The 17,526-nt window shown below is 42.1% G+C and carries 16 protein-coding genes; 7 read left to right on the forward strand and 9 right to left on the reverse strand.

All coding sequences use genetic code 11. From position 1 onward, the window contains the following. Positions 1-273 precede the first annotated feature (273 nt). Positions 274-1,089, reverse strand: a complete 816-nt coding sequence (locus SALWKB2_RS04960) for a competence/damage-inducible protein A (RefSeq protein ID WP_025330577.1) — start codon at positions 1,087-1,089, stop codon at positions 274-276. Positions 1,090-1,223: 134 nt separating this feature from the next. Between SALWKB2_RS04960 and SALWKB2_RS04965 the strand changes: the two genes are divergently transcribed. Beyond that, positions 1,224-2,042 carry an META and DUF4377 domain-containing protein gene (locus SALWKB2_RS04965; RefSeq protein WP_025330578.1) on the forward strand — a complete coding sequence of 273 codons (819 nt, stop codon included), beginning with the start codon at positions 1,224-1,226 and terminating at the stop codon, positions 2,040-2,042. Between the two features lie 99 nt (positions 2,043-2,141). On the opposite strand, the gene SALWKB2_RS04970 is transcribed toward SALWKB2_RS04965, so the two are convergent. From SALWKB2_RS04970 to trhA, 5 genes are all read right to left on the reverse strand, one after another. Beyond that, on the reverse strand, positions 2,142-2,570 hold the full coding sequence (locus tag SALWKB2_RS04970; RefSeq protein ID WP_025330579.1) for a hypothetical protein: 429 nt from the start codon (positions 2,568-2,570) through the stop codon (positions 2,142-2,144). 105 nt (positions 2,571-2,675) lie between these two features. Further along, a complete protein-coding gene (locus SALWKB2_RS04975) occupies positions 2,676-3,110 on the reverse strand; it encodes a type IV pilin protein (RefSeq protein WP_025330580.1) in 435 nt (144 codons plus the stop codon). Between the two features lie 30 nt (positions 3,111-3,140). Further along, a complete protein-coding gene (locus SALWKB2_RS04980) occupies positions 3,141-3,521 on the reverse strand; it encodes a DUF2288 domain-containing protein (RefSeq protein WP_025330581.1) in 381 nt (126 codons plus the stop codon). 34 nt (positions 3,522-3,555) lie between these two features. After that, positions 3,556-4,428 carry a MetQ/NlpA family ABC transporter substrate-binding protein gene (locus SALWKB2_RS04985; RefSeq protein WP_051506550.1) on the reverse strand — a complete coding sequence of 291 codons (873 nt, stop codon included), beginning with the start codon at positions 4,426-4,428 and terminating at the stop codon, positions 3,556-3,558. A gap of 74 nt (positions 4,429-4,502) precedes the next feature. Beyond that, positions 4,503-5,126 carry a PAQR family membrane homeostasis protein TrhA gene (trhA, locus tag SALWKB2_RS04990; RefSeq protein WP_025330583.1) on the reverse strand — a complete coding sequence of 208 codons (624 nt, stop codon included), beginning with the start codon at positions 5,124-5,126 and terminating at the stop codon, positions 4,503-4,505. A 179-nt stretch (positions 5,127-5,305) separates the two neighbouring features. Between trhA and glyQ the strand changes: the two genes are divergently transcribed. The 6 genes from glyQ to SALWKB2_RS05020 all read left to right on the forward strand — a co-directional run bounded on the left by glyQ (position 5,306) and on the right by SALWKB2_RS05020 (position 11,059). Further along, positions 5,306-6,223 (forward strand): glycine--tRNA ligase subunit alpha, encoded by a 918-nt coding sequence (glyQ, locus tag SALWKB2_RS04995; RefSeq protein ID WP_025330584.1) that lies wholly within the window; start codon positions 5,306-5,308, stop codon positions 6,221-6,223. 23 nt (positions 6,224-6,246) lie between these two features. Then, the gene (gene glyS, locus SALWKB2_RS05000) at positions 6,247-8,310 is read left to right on the forward strand and encodes a glycine--tRNA ligase subunit beta (RefSeq protein WP_025330585.1); all 2,064 of its coding nucleotides are present in this window, start codon (positions 6,247-6,249) and stop codon (positions 8,308-8,310) included. Positions 8,311-8,361: 51 nt separating this feature from the next. Then, a complete protein-coding gene (locus tag SALWKB2_RS05005; RefSeq protein ID WP_180214728.1) occupies positions 8,362-8,811 on the forward strand; it encodes a DUF7832 domain-containing protein in 450 nt (149 codons plus the stop codon). Positions 8,812-8,819: 8 nt separating this feature from the next. Further along, complete coding sequence (gene gmhB, locus SALWKB2_RS05010; protein ID WP_025330587.1) at positions 8,820-9,395, forward strand: D-glycero-beta-D-manno-heptose 1,7-bisphosphate 7-phosphatase; 576 nt, start codon at positions 8,820-8,822, stop codon at positions 9,393-9,395. Positions 9,396-9,401: 6 nt separating this feature from the next. Next, positions 9,402-10,163, forward strand: coding sequence for a lysophospholipid acyltransferase family protein (locus SALWKB2_RS05015; protein WP_025330588.1), 762 nt, complete (start codon positions 9,402-9,404; stop codon positions 10,161-10,163). A gap of 197 nt (positions 10,164-10,360) precedes the next feature. Continuing rightward, positions 10,361-11,059 carry a M48 family metallopeptidase gene (locus SALWKB2_RS05020; protein ID WP_025330589.1) on the forward strand — a complete coding sequence of 233 codons (699 nt, stop codon included), beginning with the start codon at positions 10,361-10,363 and terminating at the stop codon, positions 11,057-11,059. A 166-nt stretch (positions 11,060-11,225) separates the two neighbouring features. On the opposite strand, the gene mfd is transcribed toward SALWKB2_RS05020, so the two are convergent. The 3 genes from mfd to typA all read right to left on the reverse strand — a co-directional run bounded on the left by mfd (position 11,226) and on the right by typA (position 17,477). Further along, positions 11,226-14,636 (reverse strand): transcription-repair coupling factor, encoded by a 3,411-nt coding sequence (gene mfd, locus SALWKB2_RS05025; protein WP_025330590.1) that lies wholly within the window; start codon positions 14,634-14,636, stop codon positions 11,226-11,228. Between the two features lie 169 nt (positions 14,637-14,805). Continuing rightward, a complete protein-coding gene (locus SALWKB2_RS05030; RefSeq protein WP_025330591.1) occupies positions 14,806-15,294 on the reverse strand; it encodes a DUF456 domain-containing protein in 489 nt (162 codons plus the stop codon). 368 nt (positions 15,295-15,662) lie between these two features. Beyond that, the gene (gene typA, locus SALWKB2_RS05035) at positions 15,663-17,477 is read right to left on the reverse strand and encodes a translational GTPase TypA (RefSeq protein ID WP_025330592.1); all 1,815 of its coding nucleotides are present in this window, start codon (positions 17,475-17,477) and stop codon (positions 15,663-15,665) included. Between the last annotated feature and the right edge of the window lie 49 nt (positions 17,478-17,526).

A 17,526-nucleotide genomic window follows, 5' to 3' on the forward strand; every position in this document is an offset into this window, starting at 1 on the left:
AATTTCAGTGCGTTTGATGGTTGTGTATACACCGGCAGTCTGTTTACAGATTAATGTTGCAATCTGTCAGTGAACTGGTGAAATTCTAGTTGCTTGATAATGGAAAAGCAAATACAAAACCGTTTTGCATGTAAAGTAGCAAAAGTATGGTTATTTCTGCCTGTTAGTATAATGGATTTAGTTTAAACCACTTTTTTTTTACGTTTGAACAGGTAATTTTTCTATAAATAATCGGATTTATTCTGAGATAAGCCATCAGTCTTAACTTTATATTCAGCCCTCACTGCTTTTATCCAGTGGGATAATATTGGTTGCCCCCAGTTTTTGTAGTTCCTGTAATACATATTCCCAGGCTTCTGGCAAAAAAACAGAATTTTCACTATGTGTTTTCAGACCGAATTCCAGACGGTAATAATGTATTTGTTCTTCTGCCGGTAAATCATCACGAATGGTGGGTAAACTAAAAGTTTTAATCCCAGACCAGTTTTGTTCAATTGCTTCCATTAAAGGCGTAATTTTGGACTCAGGCACACCATCAACCAGAGCTGCTTTAGTCACCAGTTTCTGCCGGAAAAAATTCTGCTGGTAATATTGACTCAGTACCCACTGGGCCATAGGGTGTGCCATTTGGGGAAAGCCCGGGAAAAAATAATGCTCATTGATTGAAAAACCGGCAATGTTATTGAAAGGATTAGGAATCAGTGCTGAGCCCAGTGGAAACTCAGCCATTTTTGTCCGTTGCAAATGTGCAGGGCTGTCAAGTGTATCTCCCTGTTTCAGTGAAATGGTTTCAATTGCTTTCAGTGCTTCCGGATGAGGTGTTAACGGCAGGTTCAACGCCTTTGCACAGGCCTGACGAGTATGGTCGTCTGGTGTGGCACCTATGCCGCCGGTAACAAAAACAGGTATTTTTTCTTTAAATGATTCAATAAGCTGCCTGGTAATAACTGCCTGATCATCTGGTAAATATTGCGCCCAGGCCATATATAAACCGTGTTGTTGTAATAATTGTTTGAAAAAAACAAAATGGCTGTCCTGACGCGAACCATTCAGAATTTCATCACCAATTATAATGATACCGAATTGCATACGAATACTCCTGTATTTGCGGCAGTTGTTGCATGATAGCTATAACCTGTCTGCCGAATAAAACATGAATGTTGTTTTATGTGCTGAATTATTTTAATGTGCAAGTGTAGTGTTATTTTAGCAAGGATGTACTTATGAATATCAAAAAATTAGCAGTTTCCGCTCTGATTGCCGGCAGTCTTGCGGCCTGTGCACATACATCTGACCGTAAGGTAAGTATGCGTGCCGTCACTGTTCCGCAGTTAAGCGCCTATGACTGGCAGCTGGCTGAAGCTACTGACCGGCATGGTCGGCCGTTACCCGGTTTTGCAGCCGGCTCATCTATGACAATGAATTTTTCCGGTCAGCGGCTAAATGTTACCGGTGGCTGTAATAATATCAGTTCTAACTATCAGTTAAATGATCAGGATATGCAAATTCAGGCTCCGGTAAGCACTATGAAAGCCTGTGCGCCTGATATTATGGCGCAGGACTCTGCAGTTGTGGCTTTTATGAATGGTCAGAAATTACATGCAGGGCTGCTTAATGCTGAGAATGACCAGAATGCGCAGCCAGAATTATGGATTGAAAACCGGCGCGGCGAACATTTGCTCTGGCGCGGTGTCCCTGCTGCCGTTGCTCAATATGGTCAGCCTACTGTGGTATTTTGGGAAATAAGCCCGCAAACGCAAACCTGCCAAACTGCACAGGGGGCAGCTCAGTGTTTGAAAGTCAGAGAAATTAGCTACAATGATCAGGGAGTTAAAGTTAAAACTGGTGTATGGCGTAATTTTGCCGGCAAGATTGATGGCTGGCAGTTTAATCCGCAGGAAAATCAGGTATTACGTCTAAATGTATATGAGGTTAAACCGGCTGATGTAACGGGTACTGCTGCAGATATCCAGTATGTTTATAAGCTGGATCAGATAATCGAACGCTCAGTAGTGAAGTCTCCGAAGCATAAACATAAATAAAGTTTTCTATAATAGATAACTAAAAAGGCAATGAAAAAAATCATTGCCTTTTTATTTAACGGATATTTTGTATTCAATACAGCCTAAAAAGTTGAGAATTTACTGTTGTAAATAAACATCCGGCTGACTGTTGGCATTATTCAGTATTAATGTTTTTCTGCCATTATGCTGAGTAATTTTACCTTTACGGGTAACTGATTTGCTTTTTCCATCTTTGCTAATCTGATTCTGATAAGTAAAATTCTGATTCGGATCAATGCGGAAAGATGTCGTTTCACTATATTGATGGCACTCTGGCTGTTTGCAGTTTTTAAAAAGCTTAACCTGATTATCATCCTGAATAACTGATGCGGATAATCTGTCGATTTCTTTTTCAATTTGCTGTTGCTGATGATACATTTGAGCTAAAATTTTATCTGCATCATCAAATTCATTATTATCAGCGAAGTTTTTATGGCTGGCTGCCAGAGCAGGGTTAAACTGTAAACCGATTGTTACAGTTAACAGAAATAATTTCAGTATATTCATATACTCACCCTTGATTAAATTTTTAAAAATTTAATATTAATATCTTTGTATATCTCATTAATTTTGAAAATAAATGGGAAATATATAATCGATTTCACAGAAATTTTAAAAGGGTTCGCAAATATATTTATCATCTTTACTTTCACTTGTATCATCTTTATCTTTACTTGTATCTTTTTTACAAAGTGACCACCCTTCTACAGAATTATAGACAACATTTTTGGTTTCTCCTGAATTTGCCGCAGTTGGTGTGGCTGTCAAAGTATAACTACTTTCTTTATAATCTCCCGTAATAGTAAAGAATTTTTCGCTTCTTTTTTTGGTCAGCTGAGCATCAGTATAGGTATTGAATGTTTTATTCAAGGAGTAATAACGTTCTAATAAGCTAATATTTTCTGACATGTCGGCTCTGACATTTTCTTCTCGTGCCTTAATCACATAATTCTGATATGTGGGATAGGCAATTGCAGCGAGTATGCCAATAATAGCCAAAGTAATCAATAAATCAATAATAGTAAAACCATAAGTGTGGCGTCGCATCACGTTCTCTTTCTTTTAAAATGCTTATGATTAATTGTTTTCAACAATAGTATTGTCAGGCTGTACCAGCACATATGGCATAACAACTACTGCCCACATTGGCTGGTTACAATCATAATATTGTTGCGCCATTATATCGCTTACTTTACCAATTTTACCTTCTTGAATCAAAAGTGCAATGGCAGCGGAGTTATCAGTAGCTATCATGTGGGCTATATTGACCAAATCCAGTTCTGGTGCAACATATATGCAAACACCCCGTGCAAAGTGAGTTTGCAGTTCATGCCAGTTGATACGGGCAGTTTCCAGATTGAGTTTCTGTTCTAATGGCAGAGGATGGCTTGAAGTAAGATTATTCGAATGCATGGGTAGATAAACATTATTTGTAAAAGCATTCCGTTTTAAATTCATATACGGAATGCCTGCTCATGATTAATTAATTTAATTATTTTGCCGGTGCGGATGCGGGTTGAGTAGCTTGAATACCCCATGATTCAGGGTACTTATAGCCGGCAAAGCGCTTGAATGCATATTGTTTAAATGCAGCTGAATTATATGCGGCTGTTATGTCTTTTACCCATTGGCTGCCTTTATCAGCAGTGCGGATTGCTGACCAGTTAACATAAGTATAGCCGGGTTCCAGATACAGGGCAGATGTAAATTTTAAGCCAGAACTGGTCGCAAAATTACCATTGATTACTGCAAAATCAACATCATGACGCGAACGAGGTAATTGAGCAGCTTCCAATGGTACCAGTTTGATGTTTTTATTATTACCGGCTATGTCGGCAAGTGAAGCTTTAAGAGGATTAATATCAGTTTTCAGGGTAATCCAGCCTAGCTTGTCCAGCATAACGAGAGCACGTGCCAGATTGGACGGATCATTGGGTACAGAAACACTGGAACCTTCTTTTACTGCACTCAGTTCATGCATCCGGCCGGCATATATTCCAAGCGGACCAGTAGGAACCTGAAATGCCGGCATAATATCTAAGTGGCGTGATTGGGCAAAATCATCCAGATAGGGTTTATGCTGGAAAATATTGATGTCAATAGATTTATCTGCTAATGCCAGATTAGGGCGCACATAATCAGTAAATTCGAGTAATTGTACCCGATATCCCTGCTTTTCCAGTTCTGGTTTTACCTGATCTCTGACCATATCGGCAAAATCGCCTACAGTAGTGCCGATAATAATTTCTTTTTTATTTTGTTCAGTGGAAGCTGCAGATTGAGTGGTTTTTTCGCCGCTACAGGACGCCAGAGTAAGGATACACAGACTTAATAACAGGAATTTCAGATAACTTTTCACTATGATTCTTTCTTTTTTATGTTTTAAAAATTGAAACGGATATTGACTATATTGATACTGTTTTCTCTTTACTATTACAGTCAGATATAGGCGTAAACACATATATACTGGGCCAGGCTGCCTAACAAAACAAATAAATGCCAGATACCATGTCCATGACGGATTTTTTCATCATTGACAAACCAGTATATGCCGATGCTGTATGCCAGCCCGCCGGCAGTCAGCCAGAATAACCCTGGTGTAGACATCCGGTGAATCAACGGATAAATAGCAACAATAATCAGCCAGCCCATAATCAGATACAGGACTAATGACAGAATGCGGGTTTCACTTTTACGTCCGATAGTCACTTCCTGAATAATACCAAATATTGCCAGTCCCCATGATATGCCAAAAATTGACCAGCCCCAGCCTCCGTGTAATGTGGTAAGGGTAAATGGTGTATAACTGCCTGCAATTAACAGATAAATCGCACAATGATCAAATTTTTGTAATACCGCTTTGGCTCGATGAGAATAAATAGAATGATAAAGTGTAGATATACCATATAAGAATATCAGACTGGCACCATAAATAGCCGAGCTGACAATACGGTAAGCATCTCCGTACATGGCGGATTTAATTAATAAAAATACGGTGCCTGTGATGGCGAGAATAAAACCGATAAAATGAGAGTACGCATTAAAGCGTTCACCGCGATACATATTTTGCTTGCTAAGGTAATTTGTGAGATGACTATCGTTTCACTAGCGCCCTAAAGGTGCAAGTGTTTTTTATTTTTATTATTGTGCCGGTATTTATCCGCGTGCAGGTCTATGGCTGTTCAACTGCTTACAAGCACAGTAAAATAGATAATTTTGCAGACTATCAGAAATTTCTCGTCATGCTGACTTTTCAGGAAATTATTTTTACATTACAAAACTATTGGGCTAAACAGGGCTGCGTGGTGTTACAGCCATTGGATATGGAGGTAGGAGCGGGTACCAGCCATCCGGCAACCTGTTTGCGTGCACTGGGGCCGGAACCATGGTTTGCAGCCTATGTGCAGCCGTCACGCCGTCCTAAGGACGGGCGTTATGGTGAAAATCCAAATCGTCTGCAACATTATTATCAGTTTCAGGTCGCTCTGAAGCCTGCTCCTGATAATATTCAGGAGTTATATCTGGCATCTTTACAGGAACTGGGTATAGATCCCTGTCAGCATGATATCCGTTTTGTTGAAGATGACTGGGAAAATCCGACTCTGGGTGCCTGGGGACTTGGCTGGGAAGTCTGGCTCAATGGTATGGAAGTGACTCAGTTTACTTATTTCCAGCAGGTAGGCGGTATGGACTGTTCGCCTGTATTGGGTGAAATTACCTATGGTATTGAGCGGCTGGCAATGTATCTGCAGGGTGTTGAAAATGTCTATGATCTGGTTTGGGCTAAAACTCATGACGGCCGGATTGTCACCTATGGTGATGTATATCATCAGAATGAAGTCGAGCAGTCTACTTATAATTTTGAATTCAGTAATGCAGAATGGTTACTGGCACAGTTTAATTATTATGAAACCGAAGCTAAACGTCTGCTGGCTGTAGAGGATATCAGTCTTGCATTACCAGCCTATGAATTAGTACTTAAGGCAGGACATACGTTTAATTTGCTTGATGCACGTGGTGCTATTTCTGTAACCGAGCGAGCTGCTTATATCGGCCGTGTTCGTGCTTTAAGCCGTGCAGTTGCACAAAAATATGTAGAAAGCCGTGAAAAACTTGGTTTTCCGTTACTGAATAAAAATACTACTAATCAGACTGCCTGAAACTGAATGAAAGTAATACTTGCATGAATGCTCCTTTATTAATTGAACTGCGTACTGAAGAATTGCCGCCAAAGGCACTGAATAATCTGGGTGAAAGTCTGGCCGCCGGAGTAGTTGAGGGTCTGGAAAAGGCACAGCTGATTAGCGGTGTTGCTGATTATCAGGTATTTGCTGCACCCAGACGGCTGGGTGTTCTGGTGCAAAATGTTAAAGCGGTGCAGGCAGACCAGCAAATTGTGAAAAAAGGTCCCAGTGTAACAGCGGGTATGAAAGATGGTGAGCCTACCAGGGCTTTGCAGGGATTTGCCCGCAGTAATCAGGTAGAAATCAGTCAGCTTAGCCAGATTAATGATGGCAAACAAATGGTATTTGCCTATGAATATACTCAGGCCGGTTTACCACTGAATGCCTTGTTAAGCGATATATTGAATCAATCCATCAAAAAACTGCCTATTCCGAAAGTGATGCACTGGGGTAGCAGTACCTTTACTTTTGTCCGGCCTGTACATGGACTGGTGATGATGCATGGTACTGAAACGGTTACTGGCAGTGTCTTGGGATTAAACAGCCAGAACTGGACTTTAGGTCACCGTTTTCTGAGTAAAGACAGAATTATTTTTAACCATGCTTCAGATTATGAAAAAGTATTATTAGAGCAGGGTAAAGTAGTAGCCAGCTTTGCCGAGCGCCGAGCCCGTATTGAGCAGGGTTTAACTGTAGCGGCTGATGCACTTCATGCTCAGGTAGCCTATGCAGAAGGCTTGCTGGATGAGGTTACAGCTTTGGTTGAATGGCCGGTAGTTTTACAGGCAGGTTTTGATGAGCGCTTTTTACAAGTGCCGCAGGAATGTCTGATTTTAACCATGCAGCAAAATCAGAAATATTTTCCGCTATTAAACAATGATGGCAAACTAATTAATCGTTTCCTGCTGGTATCTAATCTGCAAACAGAAAATCCGGTACATATTATTCATGGGAATGAGCGTGTATTACGAGCCCGTCTGGCAGATGCCGAGTTTTTCTACCGTCAGGATCAGAAAACGACTCTTGAAAGTCGTCTGCCTCGTCTGCAAAACGTGGTTTATCACAATAAGCTGGGTAGTGTTGCAGAAAGAGTTCAGCGTATTACTCAGCTGGCAAAAGCTATTGCACCGTTACTTAATGCTGATGTAGAAAAGGCTGTACGTGCTGCTGAGCTGGCTAAAGCTGATTTACTGACCGACATGGTAGGGGAGTTCCCTGAGCTACAGGGAACGATGGGTAAATACTATGCTTTGCATGATGGTGAAAATGCTGATGTTGCTGTAGCAATTGAGCAACATTACTGGCCGCGTTTTGCTAATGATGCTTTACCGGACAATTTAACTGGTACAGTGGTTGCTCTGGCAGATAAACTGGAAACTTTGCTCGGTATCTGGGGTATCGGGCTTATTCCGACCGGGGATAAAGATCCGTATGCATTGCGCCGCAGTGCACTGGGTATTTTACGAATGCTGATGCAGCATAATCTGGCACTGATGCCATTATTACAGGCAGCATTTGATACATTTGCTTCAGGCAGACTGGCTGAAAATACTGTCAGTGAAGTGGCCGGGTTTATGCAGGCCAGACTGGCAATTCTGTTACAGAATTCCTTTGCGCAGGATGTAGTGGCTGCAGTACTGGCCGGTAAGGTAGAAAATCTGGGTGAGCTGGAAGCCAGACTTGCCGCAGTAACCTGCTTTAAACAGCTGGATGAAGCTACTGCACTGATTGCAGCTAATAAACGTGTTCATAATTTACTGAAAAAGGCCGATATTTCTGCTTTATCCGCTGTTAATCCGGATCTTTTGCAGCAGCAGGATGAAAAACAGCTTTATCAGGCAACTGAGCAGGTTGCAGAAAAAATTCAAGCTGTGCTGAAACGGCAGGATTTTGCTCAGGCATTAACCGAGCTGGCCGGAATTAAAGAAAAAGTGGATGCATTCTTTACTAATGTGATGGTAATGGATGAAAATGAAGCTATTAAGAATAACCGTCTGGCTTTATTACTGTGTTTATCTCAGCAGATGAATGCTGTGGCCGATATTGCCTTATTAAGTGAGTAAATAATAGCAGACATTTCTGCTCATTCTTAAATAGTGGATGAAAGCTAAATTATGATATTTGATAATATAGTATTCCATACAGAAGAAGATTATCCGCCTGCATTGTCACTGGCTAATGCTGCTACACATATGGGTTATTACTGGTCATGGGCTGTACGCCGGGGTTTATATAATCCGCAATGGGATGAAGCTGCAGAAGAAGATATGGCAGCACTGAAAGCTCAGGTTATGAGCGGAGCTGAATTTGTTCTGAATAATATGGCCGGTTGTCTGGAAGACAGTGATTTTAATGATGAAGGACGACGGTTTTCACTTTATTACTATGAAGATGAAGATGAGGGCTATGGTCGTTTTATGGAAGATTATGTACAAACATTAAATACGCCGGCCTTGCAAAGTTTTTATCATGTAGAAATTAATGATGAAAATCAGTCTTTACTTGATGGCGTATTTGATAGTGCTTTGATTCAGTGGCGGCAAAGTTTGAAGCCGGTGCAATAAGGTTAATTATGGCATTGAATGGAAAAGGCAAATTAATCATACTGGATCGCGATGGTGTGTTGAATGTTATGCAACCACAGCCCATCAGCGATCCTGATCAGTGGCTTCCCTTACCGGGTAGTATGGATGCTGTTGCCTTTCTGACTCAAAGTGGTTATACCGTTGTTGTGGCGGAAAATATGTCTGGTATCGGGCGTAATCAGGTCAGTATGCAGCAGTTGAATGAAGTACATAGCAAAATGCATACTCATATACAGAAAGCTGGCGGCCGCTTAAGCGGGGTTTGGTTTTGTCCGCATACCGGTAATGCTAAATGTAAATGTCGTAAACCTGAACCAGGTTTGCTGCTGGATATTCTGGATCGTCTGCATATGAAAGCAGAAAATACCTGGCTTGTCGGAGATGGTATTCGCGATATGCAGGCAATTGCCGCAATTGGCGGTCATCCTGTACTGGTTTTAACCGGTAAAGGCAAGGAAACATTAAAAATGGAAGAATTGCCGGAAGATACTCAGGTGTACGATGATTTGCTGGATTTTGCCAAATATTGTCGTACTCTGGCTGAACAGGCAGCCGAGGAATAATATAACATGCTGTTGTTGCGTAATTTGATTTACTGGTTTTGTTTGTGTGTATTTTCATTAATCTGGCTGGTGGTAGTAATTGTTTCCATGCTGGTACCAAAAGGGGTTACATGGACAACCACTGTATGGGGAAAAACTCTTTTCTGGATGCTGGAGCACATTATCGGATTAACATACGAAGTAACCGGCCGGGAAAATATTCCGCGCGAACCCGGAATTGTGTGCTGTAAACACCAATCCGGCTGGGAAACGCTGGCCATGCTGGTATTTTTCCCTGATCTGGCCTTTGTGGCTAAACGCGAACTTTTTCGTATACCGGTTTTTGGCTGGGCACTGAAATGGCGCGGCACAATCGGTATTGATCGTAAAAACCCTAAAGCGGCAAATGCCCAGATTATCAGTCAGGGGAAAATATGCAAGCAAAAGGGGATGTGGATTTGTATTTTTCCGGAAGGTACACGAATTAAGCCAGGTTTCCGTGGCCATTATAAAAAAGGTGCTGCCCGAATGGCACAGGAACTACATATGAATCTGGTGCCGGTCGCATTAAATAGTGGCGAATTCTGGCCTAAAGATTCCTTTTTTAAATATCCGGGTAAAGTAACAGTCGTGATTGGTGAACCGATTCATTATGAGTCAGCTCATAATCCGGAAGAATTAATCAGAATCTGTGAGCAATGGATAGAATCCGAGCAAGTAAAAATTCAGGGGGTGGGGCCGTTTGCACCAGAACATCCGCAAGTACCAACGCCGTTTGTGCCGCATTAATTGATATCAGTTGAATATTGATACTTTTTTATTTTTAAATAGTGTTTTGCAGAATCCTAAGCAGATAAACAGGCAGTTTATTTAATTTTTTAAGACTGAATCTGAAACGAGATATAAATAATATGATGTGCTGGTTAATAGAAGTATCTGCTTGTCTCAGATAGTAATTTATTTACATTTTTATCAGATTAGTTGTCATGTCGGAATTTCTTCACACAACTACAGATGGCGATATCATCAGGCTGAAATTACGGCGTACAGCAAAAAAAAATATTATTGTACGTCCTGCATCAGGTTGTTTACTGGATATTAACGTTCCGCCATTTGTATCAATGAAATCTTTGTATGAATGGCTAAACGTTAATGAAATTGCTATTAAAAAACTGTGGAAGCAATCAGAAAAAATAGCAACAGCATTACCTGAATTTATCTGGTTTCGTGGGCAGGCATATCCTTTTACTCAGATATCCGTACTAACAAAAGTGCAGTGGCATAAGCAATATGGCTTTTTAGTACCACTGGTAAATTCACAGTCGCCCTATGTACTTTTGAAAGCATGGTTAAAACAAAGTGCCAAAAAGGAATTGTTGCTACGCTTGCAATATTGGGCAAATGTAATGCAGTTGCAGCCAATGGCAATGACATTAAGTCAGGCTCGAACTTTTTGGGGAGTATGTCGCCGGCGTAGCGGAATCCGTCTCAACTGGAGATTAATTGGCGCACCTGCTGACGTGGTGGATTATGTCTGTATTCATGAATTGTGCCACTTGCGCCATGCCAACCATGGTAAAGCTTTCTGGGCAATGGTTGCAGAATACTGTGCTGATGCTGATAATGCCCGTAAGTGGCTAAAAAAATATGCTAATGAGCTGTTTGCTCTGGATAAATTCAGCTAAAGTCTCACTCTGGAAAATTTGGTAAATTTTGGCTGTTTTCAATACTGATACAAAATAAAAGCAGCCATACTATTTTCATCGTATGACTGCTTTTTGTTATTCAGCTTTAAATGCTGATTTTTATTTTTGACTGTCAGCTAAAAATGCTTACCTGTTATTTTTAAGTTTAGCCAGCATCAACCGCAAGTTGTTTCATAATGTTTTTAATAATCTGGACACGTTGCATAACGTCTTCAATACCAATGCTAACTCTGAGTTTATCTGCTCCAGTCAGACGGTAGTTTTTATCACTTTGCATAATGGCTACAATAGTTGCGGGGTTAATACGATGATGTTTGCCAAAAGTAAAAGTAATGGCTTCACTACTGGCGTCAATTGTGTCTATGCCTAAGCTGGCTGCTTCAATGCGTAAATGATGGCTGGCAATCAACGTGGAGACGGCCGGTTCAGGAAGCCCGAAACGGTCGATCAGTTCTTCGTGTATCTGGTCTATCTCAGCTTCTGTTTCACAGCTGGCCAGGCGTTTGTACAACACCAGTCTGGCATGAATATCCGGGCAATAATTTTCCGGCAGCAGAGCAGGGCTATGTAATTTAATGTCACTGGTAATACCCAGCGGGGCATCCAGATCCGGCTCTCTGCCTTTCTTCAAATTGCGCACGGCCTGCTTGAGCATTTCGGTATATAAAGTAAATCCGACCTGAATCATTTCACCAGACTGTCCTTCACCCAAAATTTCGCCGGCACCACGGATTTCTAAATCCTGCATGGCTAATGTAAATCCGGCTCCCAGATCATCAGCCATTTCTATGGCTTCCAGACGTTTCTGTGCATCTTTGGTCATTGCATCCGGTATCAGTAGATAGGCATATGCCTGATGATGAGAACGGCCTACACGGCCACGCAGCTGATGCAACTGGGCAAGACCAAACTTATCAGCTCGCTCAATAATAATCGTATTGGCATTGGGTATATCAATTCCGGTTTCAATGATAGTTGAACACAGTAACACGTTATAACGCTGCTGAAGAAAATCCCGCATAATCTGTTCCAGTTCGCGTTCACGCAGTTGTCCATGAGCGATACCGATACGGGCTTCAGGTAATAAAGTAGTTAATTTTTCATAAGTGTTAGCAATAGTATCAACTTCATTGTGCAGGAAAAATACCTGTCCGCCACGTTTCAGTTCACGTAATACGGCTTCTCGTATTAAACCATCGCTGTAAGGACGAACAAAGGTTTTTACAGCCAGCCGGCGGCTTGGAGCTGTGGTAATCAATGAAAAATCACGCAGGCCCTCCAGCGCCATACTTAATGTACGCGGAATTGGTGTTGCGGTCAGTGTAAGCACATCTACATTAGCACGCAGACGTTTAAGCTGTTCTTTCTGACGTACGCCAAAGCGATGTTCTTCATCTATAATAACCAGTCCCAGATTTTTAAAATGGACATCCGGCTGAACCAGTTTATGGGTACCAATCACAATATCTACTGTGCCGTCAGCCAGTCCGGCAAGTGTGGCCTGTGTTTGTTTACTGGTATTAAAGCGGGAAAGCTGGGCAACTTTAATCGGAAAGTCTGCAAAGCGATCAGCAAAATTTTGTGCATGTTGCTCAACAAGCAGTGTAGTTGGTGCAAGTACTACCACCTGTTTACCAGCCATTGCTGCTACAAAAGCGGCGCGTAGTGCAACCTCAGTTTTACCAAAGCCTACATCTCCGCAAATCAGTCTGTCCATGGGCTTTTCAGCACATAAATCTTTTATGGTCGCAGCGATTGCCGTAGCCTGATCTTCGGTTTCTTCATAGCCAAAGCCATTGGCAAAAGCCTGATAATCCATCTCATTCAGACTAAAACGGTGGCCTTGCTGAGCTTCACGCTGAGCATATAGATTTAATAATTCGGCAGCTGTATCTCTGGCTTTTTCTGCGGCTTTATGTCGTGCTTTATCCCATGCTCCATGACCCAGTTTATACAAACTGACGTTATCATGAGCACTACCTGCATAGCGGGAAATAAGCTGGAGCTGACTAACAGGTACATATAACTGAGAGCCTTCAGCATACTCCAGTAGCATCATTTCACAGGCACCTTCACCTAAATCCAGAGTTACTAGACCCTGATAGCGTCCGATACCATGTTGTTCATGTACCACCGGATCACCAATTTTGATTTCAGCCAAATCGCGCAACATGCCGTCTGAAACAGCACTATGTTTGCGTCTTGTACGCCGGCCGCGAATAATATACTGGTATAAATCAGCCTCAGTAATAATGGCCAGTTGCTGATCTGTCAGCAGGCAACCGTAACTTAACGGCGCAATAGTCAAGCACAAGCTGGAATTACTGTTCAGAAAGTCCTGCCAGCTATTGACAATATCTGGCTGTAAACTGTACTGGCGCATAAAATTGAGCATGGTTTCCCGGCGTCCGAGACTTTCTGCGCAAATCAGTACCCGTCCTGACCATTGTTGGAGAAAATTTTTCAGTGTATGCAGCGGATCATCAGCCTGTCTGTCTACTGCGACACTTGGCAGCGTATAAGTAGTGTCTTCACTGATTTGTGGAACAAGACGCGCATAAGATTTAATACGTGCCCCGAACTGGTCTTCACTAAGATAAAGATAATCTGGTGCCAGCGGGGGATAGGCCGGATCGCCTTGTGCCAGAATGTAGCGTTGTTTGACATCCTGCCAGATACGGGCAGATTCTTGATGAATATCACCCAGACAAACCAGAATGGCTTCATCATCTGTGTAATCAAAGATACTGACACATTCTTCTTCAAAAAATAAAGGCAGGTAATACTCAACACCCGCCCCGAAATGTCCTTCAGATACTGCATTATAAACAGTTGCTTTTCGGGCATCGCTATTGATTTCTTCCCGAAAGCGGCTGCGGAATATTTTCTGTGCATCACTGTCGGTTGGAAATTCATGTGCCGGTAACAGACGGATTTCATCTACAGTGGTTAATGTACGCTGGCTGTCTGCATCAAATGTTTTGATGGTATCAATTTCATTGTCAAATAAATCCAGACGAAACGGGGTGTCACTGCCCATTGGAAAAATATCGAGAATACCGCCACGCATGGCGAATTCTCCGGTCGCTACCACATGAGAAACATGATTGTAGCCGGCTTCAACCAGGCTGTGTTTCAATGCTTCAATATTCAGTTCCTGCCCGGTTTTCAGCCAGAAAGTATGTCCCAGCAAAAATGAAGGAGGGGCAATTTTTTGCATGGCTGTTGCCAGCGGTAACAATAAAACGTCAACCAGTCCGTTTTTTAGTTGCCACAATGTACTTAGTCGCTCTGATACCAGTTCCTGATGAGGAGAAAAATGTTCGTAGGGCAGAGTTTCCCAGTCCGGGAAAAACATGATACGTGCAGCAGGATCAAAAAAGTGCCATGCTGCCTGAATACGGATTGCCTGTTCGGCATCTGCAGTTAAAATAATTTTCAGTTTTTTTTCAGGTAAATGCTGGCTAAGTAATAATGGCAGACTACCAGCATTTAAATCAGACCAGATTACAGTCTGTCTGGTTTTAGGCAATGCGAATGAAGCAGCAGCGGGCATAATTTTAGTTTTACAGATAATAGAAATTGATTGCCAGTACTTATGGGCAAGCTATGATAAGACAAGCCCTGATAAGCAGACAATTGAAACAGAATTGTTTGGAATGGATGAATAACAAGTCAGTTTCAGACACAGTCCCAGAATTATGGCTATTATTACATAACAATAATTAATATAGCGAATACAAATACATTACAGCGATGGTAATCAGAATGGCAAATGCACAGCCAATTTTGGCAACCACACCAACAACCAGACCAATCAGTGTGGCAAAACCTACCTTGCCCGCAGCGACCAGATTGCGTCTGGCAATAAATTCACCGGTTGCTGCACCAATTAGCGGCCCCAATACCATGCCCGGTAAGGCAAAAAACATGCCAATAATGGCACCAATAAAAGAACCCCAGATAGCTCTTCTGCTTGCACCACTATGTTTAGCACCCAGCATACCGGCCATATAATCCAGAAAACAACCTAATAAAGTCAGTATACCTAAAGTTATTAATGTGGGTGCCCCCATAATCTGATAATTGCTGCTCAATGCCAGTAACCATGCACCTCCGAACATGAGAGGCAGACCAGGTAAAGCAGGCATAAATGTACCTAATAAACCAATGAGTAATAAAACAATAGCCAATATTACCAATACTGCATTCATGGCAAATTAGTCCTCAATAAAATTCATAATATAGAATAGTAAAATGGGGGATGCGGTTGTCACATACAAGGATAAATTTTGTAGTGCAGATAAAAAATATGTAATCAACCGCTGATTAATAACAGATAATTTTATCAGTTTGGCATGGTATCTGTATATTAGTGAGTAATTACAGTACAGACAATCTGTATAAAATATAAATGATAAATAAAGCTGTGTTATTTGTTGAGACTGGATGATTCAATAGTAATACAATAACCAGATTGAATAACAATGTTATTTATTAAGAAATATTGTTCTTAAATATAAATATTCGATATTGAAAAAAGGCAGCCTTTAAAAAGCTGCCTGTGCCAGATAAACTTTAATTAATCTAATTTTTTAAAGTGTTTGCGGCGTTCCTGTTCGCTCAGATAGCGTTTACGCAGGCGAATGGTTTGCGGAGTAATTTCTACCAGTTCATCATCATCGATAAACTCTACCGCAGCTTCCAGAGACATCAGTACCGGCGGAGTCAGACGCACTGCTTCATCTGTGCCGGAAGCACGGACATTAGTCAGTTTTTTACCTTTCAGCGGATTAACAACCAGATCATTGTCACGGCTGTGAATACCGATAATCATGCCTTCGTAAATTTTTTCGCCCGGATTGATAAACATACGACCACGGTCTTCCAGATTCCATAAAGCATAGGCTACAGCATCACCCTGTTCTTGTGATACCAGTACACCATTGCGGCGGCCGGGTATTTCTGCTTTTACTGGTGCGTAATTATCAAATACGTGGCTCATCAGTCCCTGACCACGGGTCATGGTCATAAATTCACCCTGAAAACCAATCAGACCGCGCGCAGGAATACGGTATTCCAGACGGGTACGGCCTTTGCCGTCGCTTTCCATATTGGTCAGTTCACCGCGGCGGCGACCCAGTTCTTCCATTACAGCACCCTGAGTATTGTCTTCTACATCGACAGTCAGGTTTTCGTAAGGTTCGCATTTAACGCCGTCAATTTCACGGAAAACCACACGTGGTTTGCCGACAGCCAGCTCGTAACCTTCACGGCGCATATTTTCAATCAGAATAGTCAGATGAAGCTCACCACGGCCTGAAACACGGAATACATCTGCGTCTGCTGTGTCTTCAACGCGCAGGGCTACATTGGTCAGCAATTCTTTTTGCAAACGTTCGCGAATCTGGCGACTGGTAACAAATTTACCTTCTGTACCGGCCAGCGGGCTGGTATTGACCATGAAATCCATCGTCAGAGTAGGTTCGTCCACGCTCAGCATAGGCAGCCCCTGAGGTTGTTCACGATCAGCAATGGTAACACCGATACCTATATCTTCCAGTCCGGAAACCGTAACAATATCACCGGCTTCCGCTTCTTGTAGCGGAATGCGTTCCAATCCTTTGAAGCCAAGCAACTGATTAATGCGTCCCTGACCAATCTGCTTATCTTCATTCATGATAGCTACTACCTGACCGGGTTTAATTCGTCCGTTCAGAATACGACCGATACCCAGCCGGCCGGTATAGTTATCATAATCAAGCTGAGAAATCTGTAATTGCAGAGGTTTATCTGCATCACCGGCTGGTTCCGGGGTATATTTCAGAATGGTTTCAAACAGCGGACGCATATCGGTAGATTCGTCTTCTTCATTCAGCTTGGCAAAGCCAGACAGACCAGAAGCATAAACGATAGGGAAGTCGAGCTGTTCATCGGTAGCACCCAGTTTATCGAACAGTTCAAAAGTCTGGTCAATTACCCAGCTCGGGCGGGCACTTGGCTTATCAATTTTATTGATCACTACAATCGGTTTCAGCCCTAATGCCAGTGCTTTTTTGGTAACAAAGCGGGTTTGCGGCATCGGGCCTTCCTGGGCATCCACCAGTAGTAGCACACAATCAACCATTCCCAGTACACGTTCTACTTCACCGCCAAAATCGGCATGTCCGGGTGTATCAACGATATTAATATGGTAGCCTTCGTATTCGATGGCGGTATTTTTGGCAAGAATGGTAATGCCGCGTTCTTTTTCAAGATCGTTGCTGTCCATTACTCGTTCGTCTACCTGCTGATTGGCACGGAAAGTACCGGACTGGCGCAATAACTGGTCTACCAGTGTGGTTTTGCCGTGGTCGACGTGTGCGATAATGGCAATATTACGAATTTTTTTACTCATAGGAGTGTGTAACCTAGTTTATTAGCTATTTGTAAGGAAAATTAACCTT

It is taken from the genome of Snodgrassella alvi wkB2 (genome assembly GCF_000600005.1).
In the GTDB taxonomy this organism is placed as follows: domain Bacteria; phylum Pseudomonadota; class Gammaproteobacteria; order Burkholderiales; family Neisseriaceae; genus Snodgrassella; species Snodgrassella alvi.